The following is a 16,236-nucleotide window of genomic DNA, read 5'->3' as shown; positions in this document are numbered from 1 at the left end:
AGTCCGCAAAGAAACGCCGCCATGATAACCAGTCGGGGGCCGCTTGTCCGGCCCGGTCGCTCGATGGCCTTAACCGAAAGCAGAATTTGAGTGGAGAAAACCATGAGTGCAGCCCAAAGCGTCGGTCCGCAAGCGTTACCGGCACTGCAGGAACAAGTCGAGCAGATCCTTGCCGAGGCCAAGCGCCAGGGGGCCAGCGCCTGTGAAGTTGCGGTGTCGCTGGAGCAGGGGCTGTCGACGTCGGTACGCCAGCGGGAAGTCGAAACCGTAGAATTCAACCGTGACCAGGGCTTTGGCATCACCTTGTACGTGGGCCAGCGCAAAGGTTCGGCCAGCACCTCGGCGAGTGGCCCGGAGGCGATTCGCGAAACCGTGGCCGCCGCCTTGGCAATCGCCAAGCACACCTCCGAGGATGAAAGCTCGGGCCTGGCCGACAAAGCGCTGATGGCCAAGGACCTGAAGGACTTCGATCTGTTCCACGCCTGGGACATCACGCCCGAGCAAGCCATCGAGCAGGCACTGACCTGTGAGGCGGCGGCGTTCGACGCTGATGCCCGCATCAAGAACGCTGATGGCACCACGTTGAGCACCCATCAGGGCTGTCGCGTGTATGGCAACAGCCATGGTTTTATCGGCGGTTATGCATCCACTCGACACAGCTTGAGCTGCGTGATGATCGCCGAGGCCAATGGCCAGATGCAGCGTGACTACTGGTACGACGTGAACCGCCAGGGCGATTTGTTGGCGGACCCTGCCAGTATTGGCCAGCGCGCTGCACAACGTGCCGCGAGCCGCCTGGGCGCGCGCCCGGTGCCGACGTGCGAAGTGCCAGTGCTGTTTTCCGCGGAGTTGGCCGGCGGCTTGTTCGGCAGTTTCCTGGGGGCGATTTCCGGTGGCAACCTGTACCGTAAATCATCGTTCCTGGAAGGTGCGATCGGCCAGCAGCTGTTTCCGGAGTGGCTGACCATCGACGAACGTCCGCACCTGATGCGGGCCATGGGCAGTTCGGCGTTCGACGGCGATGGCCTGGCGACTTATGCCAAGCCGTTCGTCGAGAAAGGTGAATTGGTGTCCTACGTGTTGGGCACCTACTCGGGCCGCAAGCTCGGCCTGCCGAGCACTGCAAACTCCGGTGGCGTACACAACCTGTTTGTCACCCACGGCGACGAAGACCAAGCGGCGTTGTTGCGGCGCATGGGCCGTGGCCTGCTGGTGACCGAGTTAATGGGCCAGGGCCTGAACATGGTCACTGGGGATTATTCGCGCGGTGCGGCGGGGTTCTGGGTTGAAAACGGCGAGATTCAATTTGCCGTCCAGGAAGTCACCATTGCCGGCAATATGCGCGACATGTTCAAGCAGATCGTGGCGGTCGGCAATGACCTGGAACTGCGCAGCAACATTCGCACGGGTTCGGTATTGATCGAACGGATGACCGTCGCCGGCAGCTGACCGTAGCGAGGTTCAACCAAAGCGCGTTATCCCACGGATAGCGCGCTTTTTTTATGCCTGCCTGACAGGTGGATTACTCAGTCGCCATTGCGTTGATTCTCAATATCATTTAATAATAAATATCATTACCGAATGAGTGTGGATCATGAGTTCTGTCCTGCATGAGGATCCGTACCTGGAGAGCTGGCGCTGGATGAGTCGTCAGATTCGCTGTGGCCTGGATCCGAATGAACCTCGCCTGATCGAACATTACCTCAACGAAGGACGATACCTGGCGTGTTGCACGGCCACCCATCCGTGGACGATCGCTGAAACGTCATTCCGGCTGCTGATCGACACCGCCAGCGATATCGCCTTGCCCTGGCACTGGCGATCCCTGTGCCTGGACCAAGCCTGGCGCCCGCTGCGCGACCTGGAAAAACTCTCCCGCTGTGCCTGCCGCCTCAAGCGCTGGCAGACCTTTGCCTGGCAATTGGCGACCTGCGAATTGCTGCCGTCTATTTCTCACTCCGACCTGGTGCAAGGATCTAACGATGAGTAACACCCGTATCGAACGCGACAGCATGGGCGAACTGCAGGTGCCGGCCGAGGCCTTGTACGGTGCGCAAACCCAGCGCGCGGTGAACAACTTTCCGATCAGCCATCAGCGCATGCCGGCGCAGTTCATCCGCGCCCTGATCCTGGCCAAGACCGCGGCCGCCAAGGTCAACGTCGACCTCAAGCAAATCAGCGAAGGGCAGGGCAAGGCCATCGTCGATGCCGCCCAGGGCTTGCTCGAAGGCGATTTCATGCAGCACTTCCCGGTGGACATCTTCCAGACCGGTTCCGGCACCAGCTCCAACATGAACGCCAACGAAGTGATCGCGACTCTCGCCAGCCGTTTGCTCGGCGAAGCGGTCAATCCCAATGATCACGTCAACTGCGGGCAAAGCAGCAACGACATCATCCCGACCACGATCCACGTCAGCGCCGCGCTGGTGCTGCACGAGCAAACGCTGCCGGCACTGCTGCACCTGGTACAGGTGATCGAGCAGAAGGCCGAAGAAGTCCATCCGTTCATCAAGACCGGCCGTACTCACCTGATGGACGCCATGCCCGTGCGCATGAGCCAGGTGCTCAACGGTTGGGCGCAGCAGCTCAAGGCCAATATCGGTCATTTGCAGGACCTGCTGCCCAGCCTGCAGGCCCTGGCCCAGGGTGGTACGGCGGTGGGCACGGGGATCAATGCGCACCCGGAATTTGCTGCGCGCTTCAGCCAGCAACTGAGCAGCCTGACCGGCGTGAAGTTCACCCCGGGCAAGAACCTGTTCGCGTTGATTGGCTCCCAGGACACCGCCGTCGCCGTCTCGGGCCAGTTGAAAGCCGTTGCCGTCTCGCTGATGAAAATCGCCAATGACCTGCGCTGGATGAACTCCGGCCCGCTCGCCGGCCTCGGAGAAATCGAACTGGAGGGCCTGCAGCCTGGCTCGTCGATCATGCCCGGCAAGGTCAATCCGGTGATCCCGGAAGCGACTGCGATGGTCGCCGCGCAGGTGATCGGCAACGACAGTGTGATCACCATCGCCGGCCAGTCGGGCAATTTCGAGCTGAATGTGATGTTGCCGATCATCGCGCAGAACCTGCTCGGCAGCCTGGAACTGCTGGCGAATTCCAGTCGCCTGTTGGCGGACAAGGCCATCGCCAGCTTCAAGGTCAACGAAGCCAAGCTCAAGGAAGCGCTCTCGCGCAACCCGATCCTGGTCACCGCACTCAACCCGATCATTGGTTACCAAAAGGCCGCTGAAATCGCCAAGAAGGCCTATCAGCAAGGCCGCCCGGTGATTGATGTCGCCCTCGAGCACACCGACTTGCCGCGCAGCCAACTGGAGGTCCTGCTGGACCCGGAAAAGCTCACGGCCGGCGGCGTGTAATCACCGACACTGCTTTGGAGGCTCACCATGGAGCATTGGAAACGCACGATCGAACGGGCCAATCGCTGCTTTATGCAGGGCGAGCTGGTAGACGCTCGCGAGGCCTATCTACAGGCCCTGGCCCTGGCTCAGGTGTTGTTCGAGCGCTGGGCGGATGCCGACGAAGCGGTGGCGGCTTGCGTCATTTCCCATCACAACCTGGCGGACCTGCACCTGCGCCTGAACCAGCCGGAGGAGAGCGCCGAATATCTTTGCGCGATCCATCAGCGCCTCTTGCAGACCATGCAGGACCCGCGCCTGAGCCCGCAATTGCGTGAAGCGGCCCTGCGCCAGAGCAGCAAGACCTACGTCGAGCTGTTGAATTTCATCAGCGACCACGGCGAGTACCCGCGTACTCATCGGCTGCTGGGCAGCACGGCGGCGCCCTCGGATGCGTCGACTCGCAACAGTCCTTATTACGGAGCACATTGAAATGTCCTACACCTTGCCTGCCCTACCTTACGCCTACGATGCCCTGGAACCGCATATCGATGCGCAAACCATGGAGATTCACTACACCAAGCACCACCAGACCTACATCAATAACCTCAATGCTGCGGTCGAGGGCACTGAGTTCGCCGGCTGGCCGGTAGAGAAACTGGTCTCCAGCGTGCAACAACTGCCGGAAAAACTGCGTGCGGCGGTCATCAACCAAGGCGGTGGCCACGCCAACCACTCGTTGTTCTGGGCGGTGATGTCGCCCAAGGGCGGCGGCAAGCCAGAAGGCGCGCTGGGCAAGGCCATCGACGAGCAACTGGGCGGTTTCGACAGCTTCAAGGAGGCGTTCACCAAAGCCGCGTTGACGCGTTTCGGCAGTGGCTGGGCCTGGTTGAGCGTGACACCGCAAAAGACCCTGGTGGTGGAAAGCAGTGGTAACCAGGACAGCCCGCTGATGAACGGCAATACGCCGATCCTGGGCCTGGACGTCTGGGAACACGCTTACTACCTGCTGTACCAGAACCGTCGCCCGGAATACATCAATGCCTTCTACAGTGTTATCAACTGGCCGGAAGTTGCCGCGCGCTATCAGGCCGCCCTGGCCTGATCTTCACCCTTCATAACCCGATCTAAGGCCGACTATGGGCACGCAAACACTGGCGATCAGCAGCGGACGAATGTTTCGTTATGCGTTTGGCTCGCTGCTGCTATTGGCAGGTACTGCATTGTTGGTGGCCCATGGGCTGGCCTGGCTGGACCTGGAGCCGCGTATCTTGCGCGCCCTGCAGGGCGGGTCAATCTGTGCACTCGGCACGGCACTCGGCGCGGTGCCGGTGTTGGTGATTCGGCGCATGCCGGTGGCGTTGAGCGATACATTGCTGGGCTTTGGCGCCGGGGTAATGCTGGCGGCGACGGCGTTTTCGCTGATCGTGCCGGGCATTGCCGCGGCTGAAGGCCTCGGGCTCTCGCCCTGGGGCGCCAGTGGCTTGATCAGCTTCGGCATCATGCTGGGTGCATTCGGGTTGTATCTGGTTGACCGCAAGGTCTCCGGCGCAAGCCCGGAAATGTTGGTGGGCACGCCGGACAACCCGGTTATCCCGCCGCGCATCTGGCTGTTCGTGTTTGCCATTATTGCCCACAACATCCCGGAAGGCATGGCGGTGGGCGTTTCCGCCGGTGGCGGCATGCCGGACGCCGACAGCTTGGCCATGGGCATTGCCTTGCAGGACGTGCCCGAAGGGCTGGTGATTGCGTTGGTATTGGCCGGGGCCGGGATGTCGCGGGTCAAGGCCTTCCTGATCGGAGCCGCGTCAGGCTTGGTGGAGCCGGTTTTTGCAGTGCTTTGCGCATGGCTGGTGAGCCTGGCCGAGGTGCTGTTACCGTTGGGCCTGGCCCTGGCTGCTGGCGCGATGCTGTTGGTGGTGACCCACGAAGTGATCCCGGAGTCGCGGCGCAATGGTCATGAGAAGCTCGCCAGCCTGGGATTGTGTATCGGGTTCTGCTTGATGATGGTGATGGATACAGCCCTGGGGTAAACCGCTCCCGGTTAGGCGTCGGCTCGCCGGCGCTCGGTCGCGGTCTTGAAGGACGCTATCGCCGGCGAGCCGGGCTCCTACGGGAGGTTATTCGCCTTCGTCGAAGAAGTTATTGATCAATGCCACCAGTGCGGCCATTGCTTCGTCTTCCTGCTCACCTTCGGTCTTCAGATGAATCTTGGTGCCCTTGCCGGCAGCCAGCATCATCATGGCCATGATGCTCTTGCCGTCGACCATGGATTCCGGGGTGCGCCCGGCGCGGATCTGACAGGGAAACTGCCCGGCAACACCGACGAATTTGGCCGAGGCGCGGGCGTGCAGGCCCAGCTTGTTGATGATTTCAATTTCCAGAGCGGGCATCGCGGGGGTGTTCCTTTCAGCTAAGGTCGCGGTGGCGAACCTGGACGTTCTTGAGGGTTTGTTGCAGCACCTGGCCCAGGCGCTCGGTCAGGTAGACGGAACGGTGGTGGCCGCCGGTGCAGCCGATGGCGATGGTGACATAGGCGCGGTTGCTCGCGGCAAAGCGCGGCAGCCATTTGAGCAGGTAGCTGGAGATGTCCTGGAACATCTCCTCCACATCCGGCTGCGCTGCCAGGTAATCGGCCACCGGCTGATCCAGCCCGGACTGATCACGCAGTTCCGGTTTCCAATAGGGGTTGGGCAGGCAACGCACATCGAACACCAGGTCGGCGTCCACCGGCATGCCCCGCTTGAAGCCAAAAGACTCCACGAGAAATGCGGTGCCAGGCTCCGGCTGATTCAGCAGGCGCAGCTTGATGGCATCGCGCAGCTGGTACAGGTTGAGGCTGGTGGTGTTGATCTTGAGGTCGGCGAGGTCGATGATCGGCCCCAGCAACGTGGTCTCATCTTCGATGGCTTCAGCCAGCGAGCGATGAGGGCTGCTGAGCGGGTGGCGTCGGCGGGTTTCGGAGAAGCGCTTGAGCAGCGTCTCTTCGTCGGCGTCCAGATACAGCACATCGCAATGAATGTGTTTGGCGCGCACTTCCTCGAGCAATTGCGGAAAGCGCTCAAGGTGGCTGGGCAGGTTGCGGGCGTCAATCGAAACAGCGACCAGGGGTTGCGCCAGTTCGGTGTGGATCAACGCACGTTCCGCCAATTCCGGCAGCAGGCCGGCGGGCAGGTTGTCGATGCAATAGAAACCGTTGTCCTCAAGAACATTGAGGGCGGTGCTTTTACCCGAGCCGGAGCGGCCGCTGACGATGATCAAACGCATGATTACTGCCCGTTTTGTTCATCCAGGACAACCTGATAGAGCGCCTCACTGGTGGGAGCGCTGCGCAGTTTGTCGCGTACTTCCTTGCGGTCGAGCATGCTGGCGATCTGCCGAAGCAGCTCCAGGTGCGCATCGGTGGCAGCCTGTGGGACCAGCAGTACAAACAGCAGGTCGACCGGGGCGCCGTCGATGGCGTCGAAATCGATAGGTTTTTCCATGTGCAGCAAGGCGCTGACAGGTGTTTCACAGCCTTGCAGGCGGCAGTGTGGAATGGCGATGCCGTTACCAAAACCGGTCGAACCCAGTTTTTCACGGGCGATCAGCGACTCATAGACAACTTGCTCATCCAATTCAGGCACTTGGCCATGGATCAGTTTGGCAATTTCTTCGAGGGCTTTCTTTTTGCTGCCGCCCGGCACGTTCACGAGGGAACGGCCGGGGGTCAGGATGGTTTCAAGTCGGATCATGGGGGGAGAGTTAACGACCTGTACCTTGCATCAGGTGCAGATTCTTTTCCTTATGCTTTATGAGTTGGCGGTCCAGCTTGTCGTAGAGCGAGTCGATCGCCGCGTACATGTCCTCATGTTCCGCATTGGCGACGAGCTTGGCATTCGGTACGTGCAGGGTGGCCTCGATTTTCTGCTTGAGCTTATCGACCTCCATGATGACCTGCACGTTGGTGATCTTGTCAAAATGCCCCGCAAGTTTGTTCAACTTGCTCTCGGTGTACTCACGCAGGGGCTTGGTGACTTCCAGCTGGTGTCCACTGATGTTGACTTGCATACAGCTTCTCCTTCGTTGCCAGTGCATAAAGCGGCAGGCCGGGGTGCCTGCCACTGGAACGCTTTGGCCCGCCCGTCACATCAAACGCTTTCGCTCGCTGGAAGGCGCGATCCCAAGGGATTCGCGGTACTTGGCGACGGTTCGACGGGCGACCTGAATGCCTTGTGCCTCCAGTAAACCAGCGATCTTGCTGTCACTCAACGGCTTTTTCTGATTTTCCGCGGCAACCAGTTTTTTGATGATCGCGCGAATCGCCGTGGACGAGCATTCGCCGCCTTCAGAGGTGCTGACATGGCTGGAGAAAAAGTATTTCAGCTCATATATACCGCGTGGGGTATGCATGAATTTTTGCGTGGTCACCCGCGAGATCGTCGATTCGTGCATGCCCACCGCCTCGGCGATGTCGTGCAGGACCAGCGGTTTCATTGCTTCGTCGCCATATTCCAGGAAGCCGCGCTGATGCTCGACGATCTGGGTGGCGACTTTCATCAGGGTTTCGTTGCGGCTTTGCAGGCTCTTGATGAACCAGCGCGCTTCCTGCAATTGGTTGCGCATGAAGGTGTTGTCGGCGCTGGTGTCGGCGCGGCGCACAAAACCGGCATATTGCGGGTTGACCCGCAGGCGTGGCACGGATTCCTGGTTCAGCTCCACCAGCCAGCGCTCGTTGTCCTTGCGCACGATCACGTCAGGCACCACGTATTCGGCTTCGCTGGACTCGATCTGCGAGCCCGGACGCGGGTTGAGGCTCTGCACCAGTTCGATGACCTGGCGCAGATCGTCTTCCTTGAGCTTCATGCGGCGCATCAGCTGGCTGTAGTCGCGGCTGCCGAGCAGGTCGATATAGTCGGTCACCAGGCGCTGGGCCTCGACCAGCCAAGGGGTCTTGGCTGGCAGTTGGCGCAGTTGCAGCAACAGGCATTCACTGAGGGTGCGCGCGCCAATGCCGGCGGGCTCGAACTGCTGGATGCGGTGCAGGACGGCTTCAATCTCGTCCAGCTCGATATCCAGCTCCGGATCGAAGGCTTCGAGGATCTCTTCGAGCGTTTCGTCCAGATAACCCTGGTTATTGATGCAGTCGATCAGGGTCACGGCGATCAGGCGATCGGTGTCCGACATCGGCGCCAGGTTCAGTTGCCACAGCAGATGGCTCTGCAGGCTCTCGCCGGCTGAGGTGCGCGTGGTGAAGTCCCATTCGTCATCGTCGTTGCTGGGCAGGCTGCTGGCGCTGGTCTGGTAGACGTCTTCCCAGGCGGTGTCCACGGGAAGTTCGTTGGGGATGCGTTCGTTCCAGTCGCCTTCCTCAAGGTTATCCACCGTTGGGGCGGTTTCCTGGTAGGAGGGTTCCTGCACGTCGGAATTGGGTTTTTGCTCGATGTTGTCGGCCAGCGGGTCTGCATTATCGAAGTCGTCGCCTTCTTCCTGGCGTTCGAGCATCGGATTGGACTCCAGGGCCTCCTGGATTTCCTGTTGCAGGTCCAGGGTCGACAATTGGAGCAGGCGGATGGCCTGTTGCAGCTGCGGTGTCATCGTCAGCTGCTGGCCCATTCTCAGGACTAGCGATGGTTTCATGGCAGGGGCTTAACACCTTATTCGCCGGCGCAATGCGCCATCCACGACAGGGCGCGTGAGCGCCAAACATAAGCAAATTATATGCCTGATATCGGGGGCTTTGCCTAGAGCGCGGTAACAATAAAAATCCGGAGGTTTTCATTGACTCCCGCGCACCTTGGCGAACGGCCTGCCACCGCCTTTTTCAAACAGGCAGGCTTACAGGCGGAACTCGTGACCCAGGTACACTTCCTTGACCAGTTCGTTGGCCAGGATAGTGGCGGAGTCGCCTTCGGCGATCAGCTGGCCATCGTTGACGATATACGCGGTTTCGCAGATATCGAGGGTCTCACGGACGTTGTGGTCAGTGATCAACACGCCAATGCCCTTGGCCTTGAGGTGGTGGATGATCTGCTTGATATCACCCACCGAGATCGGGTCGACACCGGCAAATGGTTCGTCCAGCAGGATGAACTTGGGTGCAGTGGCCAGCGCCCGGGCGATTTCCACGCGGCGACGCTCACCACCGGACAGGCTCATGCCGAGGTTGTCGCGGATGTGGTTGATATGGAATTCCTGCAGCAGGCTTTCCAGCTCCTTGCGACGGCCGTCACGGTCGAGTTCCTTGCGGGTCTCGAGGATCGCCATGATGTTGTCGGAGACCGACAGCTTGCGGAAGATCGACGCTTCTTGCGGAAGATAGCCGATGCCCGCGCGGGCGCGGCCGTGCATCGGCTGGTGGCTGACATCGAGGTCGTCGATCAGGACGCGACCCTGGTCCGCCTGGACCAGGCCGACGATCATGTAGAAGCAGGTGGTCTTGCCGGCGCCGTTGGGGCCGAGCAAGCCGACGATCTGGCCGCTGTCGATCGACAGGCTGACGTCGCGCACGACCTGGCGGCTTTTATAAGCCTTGGCCAGATGCTGGGCTTTCAGGGTTGCCATTAGTTCGCCTTCTTCGCATCGGGTTTAGGCGCAGGCTGGGCAGCGCCGTCTTTCTTCTTCGGCTGGATAACCATGTCGATGCGTGGACGCGGTGCGCTGAGCTTGCTGCCCGTGGCGCGGCCGGCGTTGGCGACCTGCTTCACGGTGTCATAGGTGATCTTTTCACCTTCCGTGGAGTTGCCGTCGGGGCTGAGCACCTTGGCCTGGTCGATCAGCACGATGCGATTCTGCTGGGCGTGATACTGGATGGTCTTGCCATAGCCTTTCATCGGGCCGGTATCGGTCGCGGACTGCTTCTGTTCGAAGTAAGCCAGGTTGCCCACTGACGTCACCACGTCGATGTCGCCGGATTGGGTGCGAGTCAGGGTCACCGTGTTGCCGGTGATCTTCATCGAGCCTTGGGTGATGATCACGCCGCCGGTGTAGGTGGCGACGCCTTGCTTGTCATCCAGCTGCGCATCGTCGGCCGAGATGTGGATCGGTTGCTGGCTATCGTTCGGCAGAGCCCAGGCGCTCACGCTTCCCAGTGCTGCGCCCAGACCGAGCAAAATAGGGAGAGTTTTAACGAGCCTCATACTGTCCTCTTACGTTCGATAGCAGGTGTATCCTGCTTTCTTTCAAATACGCTTTCATTCCCTTGCCAGTCGATACACCGCCAGCGCCGTCGATTCTAACGTCTTGCTCGGTCTGCGCATATTGCTTCTGCGGGAATACGGTCATGCGACTGCTGGTAATCACGGTGTCGCGGTTTTTCGCATCGGTGCGTGCAACACGTACCGAGTCGATCAGTTCTACCTGGGTGCCGTCCGGGTTGACCTCGCCACGCTTGCTGGTGACGTGCCATGGAAACTCGGTGCCACGGTAGATGTTCATGTCCGGGTTGGTCAGCAGGGTCACTTCGGTGGCCTTCAAATGCTCGACCTTGTCCGACGTCATCTCGTACTGCACCTTGCCATCGGGCAGGAACTGCACGCTCTTGGCATTGATGGCGTAGTAGTCGATAGCCCCTTCGTCGACCTGCGCAGCAGGCTGGTCGAGAAAGCGCTCCGGGCTGATATTCCAGTAGCCCACCGCCAGGAACAGCGCGGCGATGACCCCGAATAGCAGGAAGTTGCGAATCTTTTTACTCAGCATAAAACGCTCTATAAGTAGGCGGCGTGGGCCGCTTCAAGGCTGCCCTGGGCACGCAGGATCAGCTCGCAGAACTCGCGGGCAGCACCTTCGCCACCACGCGCGGTGGTGATGCCATGGGCGTGCTCGCGGACAAAGGCCGCCGCATTGGCGACGGCCATGCCCAGGCCCACTCGGCGAATGACCGGCAGGTCAGGCAGGTCATCGCCCAAGTAGGCGACCTGCTCATAGCTTAGGTTGAGTTGGCCAAGAAGCTCGTCCAGGACCACCAGTTTATCCTCGCGGCCCTGATACAGGTGAGGAATCCCCAGGTTTTGTGCGCGACGTTCCACAACGGGAGTCTTTCTGCCGCTGATAATCGCGGTTTGCACGCCCGCTGCCATCAGCATCTTGATGCCTTGGCCGTCGAGGGTGTTGAACGTCTTGAATTCGCTGCCGTCTTCGAGGAAGTACAGGCGGCCATCGGTCAGCACGCCGTCAACGTCGAAAATCGCCAGCTTGATGTTTTTGCCGCGTTGCAACAGGTCGCTGGTCATTTACATCACTCCTGCACGCAGCAAGTCGTGCATGTTCAGGGCGCCGATCGGGCGGTCGTCGGCATTGACCACCACCAGTGCGCCAATCTTGTGGTCTTCCATGATCTTCAGGGCTTCGGCGGCCAGCATGTCCGGGCGCGCGGTCTTGCCATGGGGCGTCATCACGGCATCGATGGTCGCCGTATGGATGTCGATGGTGCGGTCCAGGGTGCGGCGCAGGTCGCCGTCGGTGAAGACCCCGGCCAGGCGCCCGTCGGCTTCCAGGATGACCGTCATGCCCAGGCCCTTGCGGGTCATTTCCATCAGCGCGTCCTTGAGCAGAGTGCCGCGCGGGACGTGGGGCAATTCATCGCCCGAATGCATGACGTTTTCCACTTTGAGCAGCAGGCGCCGGCCCAGGGCGCCGCCTGGGTGGGAAAATGCGAAGTCTTCCGCGGTAAAACCGCGTGCTTCCAGCAATGCCACGGCGAGCGCATCGCCCATCACCAGGGCAGCGGTGGTGGAGGAGGTCGGCGCCAGGTTCAGCGGGCAGGCTTCATGGGCCACGTGAACATTGAGGTTCACTTCGGCGGCCTTGGCCAGCGTCGACTCCGGGTTGCCGGTGATGCTGATCATCTGGATGCCGAGGCGCTTGATCAGCGGCAGCAGGGTCACGATTTCGTTGGTGGTGCCGGAGTTGGACAGTGCCAGGATGATGTCATCCTTGGTGATCATGCCCATGTCGCCGTGGCTGGCTTCGGCCGGGTGCACGAAAAATGCGGTGGTCCCGGTGCTGGCCAGGGTCGCGGCGATCTTGTTGCCGACGTGACCCGATTTGCCCATGCCGACCACGACAACGCGGCCTTTGCTGGCCAGAATCATCTCGCAAGCGCGTACGAAATCCGCGTCGATATGCGCCAGCAAGCCTTCCACGGCTTCAAGCTCTAGGCGGATGGTGCGTTGTGCGGATTGAATAAGGTCGCTGGATTGGCTCATGTCTGAAATCGTATAGCCTGACGAAAAGTCGGCGATTATAACGGTAATGATCGATTCCCTCACGCAAGTTCGTCAGGCTTTATTCACCTGATGCCTGAGATTCCTTCTTCAGTAACACAGCCGGCAACGTTTTTTCGCTGTCCCCAATCTGAACAAGCGCAGTTCCGGCCTTGGGCGCGTTGTACCAGCAGTGATATAGTTCGCCGCCAGTTCGGTCCGCCCAGCCCATGTGGCTATCAATTGCGCAATCGTTGCAAACGTTTGTCGCAAGCGTGGTGTCTGAGTGAGAGGCTGCATCCCAAGGAGTTTAGATGAGTGCCGATAACGCCTACGCGGTCGAGCTGAAGGGACTGACCTTCAAGCGCGGGACGCGCAGCATCTTTGAGAACGTCGATATTCGCATTCCCCGCGGCAAGGTCACGGGCATCATGGGGCCTTCCGGTTGCGGCAAGACCACCCTGTTGCGCCTGATGGGCATGCAATTGCGTCCCAGCGCCGGCGAAGTGTGGGTCAACGGCCAGAATCTGCCGACGCTGTCGCGCAGCGATCTGTTCGATGCGCGCAAGCACATGGGTGTGCTGTTCCAGAGCGGCGCGCTGTTCACCGACCTCGATGTGTTCGAGAACGTGGCCTTTCCGCTGCGGGTGCATACGCAGCTGTCTGACGAAATGATTCGTGACATCGTGTTGCTGAAGCTGCAGGCCGTCGGCCTTCGCGGTGCCATCGACTTGATGCCCGACGAGCTGTCCGGCGGCATGAAGCGCCGGGTCGCCCTGGCGCGCGCGATTGCCCTCGATCCGCAGATCCTCATGTACGACGAGCCCTTCGTCGGCCAGGACCCGATTGCGATGGGGGTGCTGGTACGCCTGATTCGCCTGCTCAACGACGCCCTCGGCATCACCAGCATCGTGGTGTCCCACGACCTTGCAGAAACCGCGAGCATTGCCGATTACCTCTATGTAGTTGGCGATGGCCAGGTACTGGGCCAGGGCACGCCAGAAGAACTGATGAACGCAGACAATCCACGCATTCGCCAATTCATGACTGGCGATCCCGATGGCCCGGTGCCTTTTCACTTTCCGGCAGCGGATTACCGCTCAGATCTTCTGGGGAAGCGCTGATGCGCAAGACATCTCTTATCGAAAAGGTCCGCCTTTTCGGTCGCTCCGGCATCGACATTGTCGAAGTCCTGGGCCGCTCGACGATTTTCCTGTTCCACGCCTTGCTCGGCCGCGGCGGCATCGGTGGCGGCTTTGGCCTGCTGGTCAAGCAACTGCATGCCGTGGGCGTCATGTCCCTGGTGATCATCGTGGTCTCCGGTGTGTTCATCGGCATGGTGCTGGCGCTGCAGGGCTTCAATATCCTCTCCAGCTACGGTTCGGAGCAGGCGGTAGGGCAGATGGTTGCCCTGACGTTGCTGCGTGAACTCGGGCCGGTGGTCACCGCGCTGCTGTTCGCGGGGCGTGCGGGTTCGGCGCTGACGGCTGAAATCGGCAACATGAAGTCCACCGAGCAGTTGTCCAGCCTGGAAATGATCGGCGTGGACCCGCTCAAGTACATTGTTGCCCCGCGCCTGTGGGCCGGCTTCATTTCCCTGCCATTGCTGGCGATGATCTTCAGCGTGGTGGGTATCTGGGGCGGTTCATGGGTGGCGGTGGACTGGCTGGGCGTCTATGACGGTTCCTACTGGGCCAACATGCAGAACAGCGTGACCTTCAGCGGCGACGTGCTCAACGGCATCATAAAAAGCATCGTCTTCGCCTTTGTAGTGACCTGGATCGCCGTATTCCAAGGCTACGACTGTGAGCCCACTTCAGAAGGGATCAGTCGCGCCACCACCAAGACCGTTGTGTACGCCTCGCTGGCGGTACTGGGCCTTGACTTCATTTTGACCGCCTTGATGTTTGGAGATTTCTGATGCAAAACCGCACTGTGGAAATCGGTGTCGGCCTTTTCTTGCTGGCTGGCATCCTGGCTTTATTGTTGCTGGCCCTGCGAGTCAGTGGTCTTTCGGCGAGCCCCACCGCCGACACTTATAAACTTTACGCGTACTTCGACAATATCGCCGGTTTGACTGTCAGAGCTAAAGTGACCATGGCCGGTGTCACCATCGGCAAGGTCACGGCAATCGATCTGGATCGCGACAGCTTCACCGGTCGAGTGACGATGCAACTGGACAAGAAGGTAGATAATCTGCCGACCGACTCCACTGCATCTATCCTCACTGCGGGTCTGCTGGGCGAGAAGTACATCGGTGTCAGCGTGGGCGGGGAAACAGCCTTGCTCAAGGATGGCTCGACAATCCACGACACACAGTCGTCGTTGGTACTTGAAGACCTGATCGGTAAATTCCTGCTCAATACGGTCAATAAAGACGCCAAATGAGGAATCTGTACATGATCTCTACCTTGCGACGTGGCCTCCTGGTACTGCTGGCGGCGCTGCCGTTGATGGCTAACGCAGCGGGTTCTGCGCACGATCTGGTGCAGGACACGACCAACAAGATGCTGGCCGACCTGACTGCCCATAAAGAGCAGTACAAGCAGGATCCCAGCAAGTTCTACGACGCGCTCAACACCATCGTCGGCCCGGTTGTCGACGCCGAAGGTATTTCGCGCAGCATCATGACCGTCAAGTATTCGCGCAAGGCGACGCCTGCGCAGATGCAGACGTTCCAGGAAAACTTCAAGAAAGGCCTGTTCCAGTTCTACGGCAATGCACTGCTTGAGTACAACAACCAGGGCATCACCGTTGATCCAGCCAAGGATGAGTCGGGCGATCGCACCAGCGTTGGCATGACCGTCAAGGGCAACAACGGCGCGGTCTATCCTGTGCAGTACACACTGGAGAAGGTCAACGGCGAGTGGAAACTGCGCAACGTGATCATCAACGGTATCAACATCGGCAAGCTGTTCCGTGACCAGTTCGCTGACGCGATGCAGCGCAATGGCAACGACCTGGACAAAACCATCAATGGTTGGGCCGGTGAAGTCGCCAAGGCCAAGGAAGAGACCGACAAAGCCGCCGGGAAGCCCGCGCAATGACCGAGTCGGCTGTTCGTCTCGGCGACGCTGGCGAGCTGTTCATCAGCGGCGTGCTGGATTACCGCACCGGGCCTGACCTGCGCAAGCAGGGCCAGGCGCTGATCAAGACCAGCACCGCGCCTGCGCTGGTGCTGGATTGTTCGGCGGTGACCAAGTCCAGCAGTGTCGGTTTGTCGTTGCTGCTGTGCTTCATGCGCGATGCAGAGGCGGCCAAAAAGCCGGTCAGCATCCGTGCATTGCCCGAAGACATGCGTGAAATTGCCGAAGTTTCCGGTTTGACCGAACTGTTGGCGCATCCTTAATACACATTATTAAAGAAGCCCCCCGTCAGAGTCCTGCTATGCGGGGTTCGCAGGCGCGGGGCTTTTTTGTATGATGTGCGACCCGTGCGCACTGGGCGCCGATAGAGGTTGAGCATGCAGGCCCTAGAAGTTAAAAGCTTCCTTGAAGGAAAGCTGCCGGAAACGAACGTAGAAGTTGAAGGCGAAGGCTGCAACTTCCAGCTGAACGTGATTAGCGATGAACTGGCGGCATTGAGCCCGGTCAAGCGTCAACAGCAGGTCTATGCCCATTTGAACCCGTGGATCACCGATGGCAGCATCCACGCGGTCACTATGAAATTTTTCAGCCGCGCGGCCTGGGCCGAGCGCACCTGAGCCCCCAAGGCGT

General features: G+C 60.0%; 22 protein-coding genes. 12 read left to right on the top strand and 10 right to left on the bottom strand.

What is annotated here, in order from left to right:
• Nucleotides 1-102 precede the first annotated feature (102 nt).
• From pmbA to C9990_RS26780, 6 genes are all read left to right on the top strand, one after another.
• Nucleotides 103-1,449 carry a metalloprotease PmbA gene (gene pmbA / locus C9990_RS26805; protein WP_065900704.1) on the top strand — a complete coding sequence of 449 codons (1,347 nt, stop codon included), beginning with the start codon at nt 103-105 and terminating at the stop codon, nt 1,447-1,449.
• 145 nt (nt 1,450-1,594) lie between these two features.
• Complete coding sequence (locus C9990_RS26800) at nt 1,595-1,990, top strand: FagA protein (RefSeq protein WP_065900706.1); 396 nt, start codon at nt 1,595-1,597, stop codon at nt 1,988-1,990.
• A complete protein-coding gene (locus C9990_RS26795; protein WP_106805146.1) occupies nt 1,983-3,359 on the top strand; it encodes a lyase family protein in 1,377 nt (458 codons plus the stop codon). The genes C9990_RS26800 and C9990_RS26795 overlap by 8 nt, the downstream gene beginning before the upstream one ends.
• Nucleotides 3,360-3,386: 27 nt before the next feature.
• Nucleotides 3,387-3,830 (top strand): hypothetical protein, encoded by a 444-nt coding sequence (locus tag C9990_RS26790; RefSeq protein ID WP_065900711.1) that lies wholly within the window; start codon nt 3,387-3,389, stop codon nt 3,828-3,830.
• Nucleotide 3,831: 1 nt separating this feature from the next.
• A complete protein-coding gene (locus tag C9990_RS26785) occupies nt 3,832-4,443 on the top strand; it encodes a superoxide dismutase (RefSeq protein ID WP_065900714.1) in 612 nt (203 codons plus the stop codon).
• Nucleotides 4,444-4,477: 34 nt separating this feature from the next.
• Nucleotides 4,478-5,371, top strand: a complete 894-nt coding sequence (locus C9990_RS26780) for a ZIP family metal transporter (protein WP_065900716.1) — start codon at nt 4,478-4,480, stop codon at nt 5,369-5,371.
• A gap of 87 nt (nt 5,372-5,458) precedes the next feature.
• On the opposite strand, the gene C9990_RS26775 is transcribed toward C9990_RS26780, so the two are convergent.
• The 10 genes from C9990_RS26775 to C9990_RS26730 all read right to left on the bottom strand — a co-directional run bounded on the left by C9990_RS26775 (nt 5,459) and on the right by C9990_RS26730 (nt 12,523).
• Nucleotides 5,459-5,731: an HPr family phosphocarrier protein gene (locus tag C9990_RS26775; protein ID WP_016974292.1), complete on the bottom strand. Its 273-nt coding sequence runs from the start codon at nt 5,729-5,731 to the stop codon at nt 5,459-5,461.
• A 16-nt stretch (nt 5,732-5,747) separates the two neighbouring features.
• The gene (gene rapZ, locus C9990_RS26770) at nt 5,748-6,605 is read right to left on the bottom strand and encodes an RNase adapter RapZ (RefSeq protein WP_025856309.1); all 858 of its coding nucleotides are present in this window, start codon (nt 6,603-6,605) and stop codon (nt 5,748-5,750) included.
• A 2-nt stretch (nt 6,606-6,607) separates the two neighbouring features.
• Nucleotides 6,608-7,072, bottom strand: a complete 465-nt coding sequence (ptsN, locus tag C9990_RS26765) for a PTS IIA-like nitrogen regulatory protein PtsN (protein ID WP_106805145.1) — start codon at nt 7,070-7,072, stop codon at nt 6,608-6,610.
• A 10-nt stretch (nt 7,073-7,082) separates the two neighbouring features.
• Nucleotides 7,083-7,388 carry a ribosome hibernation-promoting factor, HPF/YfiA family gene (gene hpf / locus C9990_RS26760; protein WP_003171804.1) on the bottom strand — a complete coding sequence of 102 codons (306 nt, stop codon included), beginning with the start codon at nt 7,386-7,388 and terminating at the stop codon, nt 7,083-7,085.
• 75 nt (nt 7,389-7,463) lie between these two features.
• Nucleotides 7,464-8,957, bottom strand: coding sequence for an RNA polymerase factor sigma-54 (locus C9990_RS26755; protein WP_065900722.1), 1,494 nt, complete (start codon nt 8,955-8,957; stop codon nt 7,464-7,466).
• A 198-nt stretch (nt 8,958-9,155) separates the two neighbouring features.
• Complete coding sequence (gene lptB / locus C9990_RS26750) at nt 9,156-9,881, bottom strand: LPS export ABC transporter ATP-binding protein (RefSeq protein WP_016974288.1); 726 nt, start codon at nt 9,879-9,881, stop codon at nt 9,156-9,158.
• On the bottom strand, nt 9,881-10,456 hold the full coding sequence (gene lptA / locus C9990_RS26745) for a lipopolysaccharide transport periplasmic protein LptA (RefSeq protein WP_106805144.1): 576 nt from the start codon (nt 10,454-10,456) through the stop codon (nt 9,881-9,883). Before lptA ends, lptB begins: the two co-directional genes overlap by 1 nt.
• Nucleotides 10,443-11,015, bottom strand: a complete 573-nt coding sequence (gene lptC, locus C9990_RS26740; RefSeq protein ID WP_065900725.1) for an LPS export ABC transporter periplasmic protein LptC — start codon at nt 11,013-11,015, stop codon at nt 10,443-10,445. Before lptC ends, lptA begins: the two co-directional genes overlap by 14 nt.
• A gap of 8 nt (nt 11,016-11,023) precedes the next feature.
• Nucleotides 11,024-11,548 carry an HAD family hydrolase gene (locus tag C9990_RS26735; RefSeq protein WP_034118123.1) on the bottom strand — a complete coding sequence of 175 codons (525 nt, stop codon included), beginning with the start codon at nt 11,546-11,548 and terminating at the stop codon, nt 11,024-11,026.
• Nucleotides 11,549-12,523, bottom strand: a complete 975-nt coding sequence (locus C9990_RS26730) for a KpsF/GutQ family sugar-phosphate isomerase (protein ID WP_065900727.1) — start codon at nt 12,521-12,523, stop codon at nt 11,549-11,551.
• Nucleotides 12,524-12,834: 311 nt separating this feature from the next.
• On the opposite strand from C9990_RS26730, the gene C9990_RS26725 reads away from it, so the two are divergent.
• From C9990_RS26725 to C9990_RS26700, 6 genes are all read left to right on the top strand, one after another.
• Complete coding sequence (locus C9990_RS26725) at nt 12,835-13,644, top strand: ATP-binding cassette domain-containing protein (protein ID WP_065900728.1); 810 nt, start codon at nt 12,835-12,837, stop codon at nt 13,642-13,644.
• The gene (gene mlaE / locus C9990_RS26720) at nt 13,644-14,441 is read left to right on the top strand and encodes a lipid asymmetry maintenance ABC transporter permease subunit MlaE (protein WP_060754952.1); all 798 of its coding nucleotides are present in this window, start codon (nt 13,644-13,646) and stop codon (nt 14,439-14,441) included. Before C9990_RS26725 ends, mlaE begins: the two co-directional genes overlap by 1 nt.
• On the top strand, nt 14,441-14,908 hold the full coding sequence (mlaD, locus tag C9990_RS26715) for an outer membrane lipid asymmetry maintenance protein MlaD (RefSeq protein ID WP_003171814.1): 468 nt from the start codon (nt 14,441-14,443) through the stop codon (nt 14,906-14,908). The genes mlaE and mlaD overlap by 1 nt, the downstream gene beginning before the upstream one ends.
• An 11-nt stretch (nt 14,909-14,919) precedes the next feature.
• A complete protein-coding gene (locus C9990_RS26710; protein WP_065900730.1) occupies nt 14,920-15,567 on the top strand; it encodes a phospholipid-binding protein MlaC in 648 nt (215 codons plus the stop codon).
• Nucleotides 15,564-15,869 carry a lipid asymmetry maintenance protein MlaB gene (locus C9990_RS26705; protein WP_106805143.1) on the top strand — a complete coding sequence of 102 codons (306 nt, stop codon included), beginning with the start codon at nt 15,564-15,566 and terminating at the stop codon, nt 15,867-15,869. The genes C9990_RS26710 and C9990_RS26705 overlap by 4 nt, the downstream gene beginning before the upstream one ends.
• A 114-nt stretch (nt 15,870-15,983) precedes the next feature.
• Complete coding sequence (locus C9990_RS26700; RefSeq protein WP_017845972.1) at nt 15,984-16,223, top strand: BolA family protein; 240 nt, start codon at nt 15,984-15,986, stop codon at nt 16,221-16,223.
• The last annotated feature ends 13 nt before the right edge of the window (nt 16,224-16,236 follow it).

The sequence above is a fragment of the Pseudomonas sp. S5D5 genome, from assembly GCF_003013355.1.
GTDB classification, from domain to species: domain Bacteria; phylum Pseudomonadota; class Gammaproteobacteria; order Pseudomonadales; family Pseudomonadaceae; genus Aquipseudomonas; species Aquipseudomonas aylmerensis.
The sequence above is the reverse complement of the archived record's forward strand: the minus strand, read 5'-3'. Positions and strand labels throughout refer to the sequence as shown.

Bases quoted from the DNA above. Each gene is read 5' to 3' on its own strand.
- pmbA (WP_065900704.1), top strand. From the start codon at position 103: ATGAGTGCAGCCCAAAGCGTCGGTCCGCAAGCGTTACCGGCACTGCAG.
- C9990_RS26800 (WP_065900706.1), top strand. From the start codon at position 1,595: ATGAGTTCTGTCCTGCATGAGGATCCGTACCTGGAGAGCTGGCGCTGG.
- C9990_RS26795 (WP_106805146.1), top strand. From the start codon at position 1,983: ATGAGTAACACCCGTATCGAACGCGACAGCATGGGCGAACTGCAGGTG.
- C9990_RS26790 (WP_065900711.1), top strand. From the start codon at position 3,387: ATGGAGCATTGGAAACGCACGATCGAACGGGCCAATCGCTGCTTTATG.
- C9990_RS26785 (WP_065900714.1), top strand. From the start codon at position 3,832: ATGTCCTACACCTTGCCTGCCCTACCTTACGCCTACGATGCCCTGGAA.
- C9990_RS26780 (WP_065900716.1), top strand. From the start codon at position 4,478: ATGGGCACGCAAACACTGGCGATCAGCAGCGGACGAATGTTTCGTTAT.
- C9990_RS26775 (WP_016974292.1), bottom strand. From the start codon at position 5,731: ATGCCCGCTCTGGAAATTGAAATCATCAACAAGCTGGGCCTGCACGCC.
- rapZ (WP_025856309.1), bottom strand. From the start codon at position 6,605: ATGCGTTTGATCATCGTCAGCGGCCGCTCCGGCTCGGGTAAAAGCACC.
- ptsN (WP_106805145.1), bottom strand. From the start codon at position 7,072: ATGATCCGACTTGAAACCATCCTGACCCCCGGCCGTTCCCTCGTGAAC.
- hpf (WP_003171804.1), bottom strand. From the start codon at position 7,388: ATGCAAGTCAACATCAGTGGACACCAGCTGGAAGTCACCAAGCCCCTG.
- C9990_RS26755 (WP_065900722.1), bottom strand. From the start codon at position 8,957: ATGAAACCATCGCTAGTCCTGAGAATGGGCCAGCAGCTGACGATGACA.
- lptB (WP_016974288.1), bottom strand. From the start codon at position 9,881: ATGGCAACCCTGAAAGCCCAGCATCTGGCCAAGGCTTATAAAAGCCGC.
- lptA (WP_106805144.1), bottom strand. From the start codon at position 10,456: ATGAGGCTCGTTAAAACTCTCCCTATTTTGCTCGGTCTGGGCGCAGCA.
- lptC (WP_065900725.1), bottom strand. From the start codon at position 11,015: ATGCTGAGTAAAAAGATTCGCAACTTCCTGCTATTCGGGGTCATCGCC.
- C9990_RS26735 (WP_034118123.1), bottom strand. From the start codon at position 11,548: ATGACCAGCGACCTGTTGCAACGCGGCAAAAACATCAAGCTGGCGATT.
- C9990_RS26730 (WP_065900727.1), bottom strand. From the start codon at position 12,523: ATGAGCCAATCCAGCGACCTTATTCAATCCGCACAACGCACCATCCGC.
- C9990_RS26725 (WP_065900728.1), top strand. From the start codon at position 12,835: ATGAGTGCCGATAACGCCTACGCGGTCGAGCTGAAGGGACTGACCTTC.
- mlaE (WP_060754952.1), top strand. From the start codon at position 13,644: ATGCGCAAGACATCTCTTATCGAAAAGGTCCGCCTTTTCGGTCGCTCC.
- mlaD (WP_003171814.1), top strand. From the start codon at position 14,441: ATGCAAAACCGCACTGTGGAAATCGGTGTCGGCCTTTTCTTGCTGGCT.
- C9990_RS26710 (WP_065900730.1), top strand. From the start codon at position 14,920: ATGATCTCTACCTTGCGACGTGGCCTCCTGGTACTGCTGGCGGCGCTG.
- C9990_RS26705 (WP_106805143.1), top strand. From the start codon at position 15,564: ATGACCGAGTCGGCTGTTCGTCTCGGCGACGCTGGCGAGCTGTTCATC.
- C9990_RS26700 (WP_017845972.1), top strand. From the start codon at position 15,984: ATGCAGGCCCTAGAAGTTAAAAGCTTCCTTGAAGGAAAGCTGCCGGAA.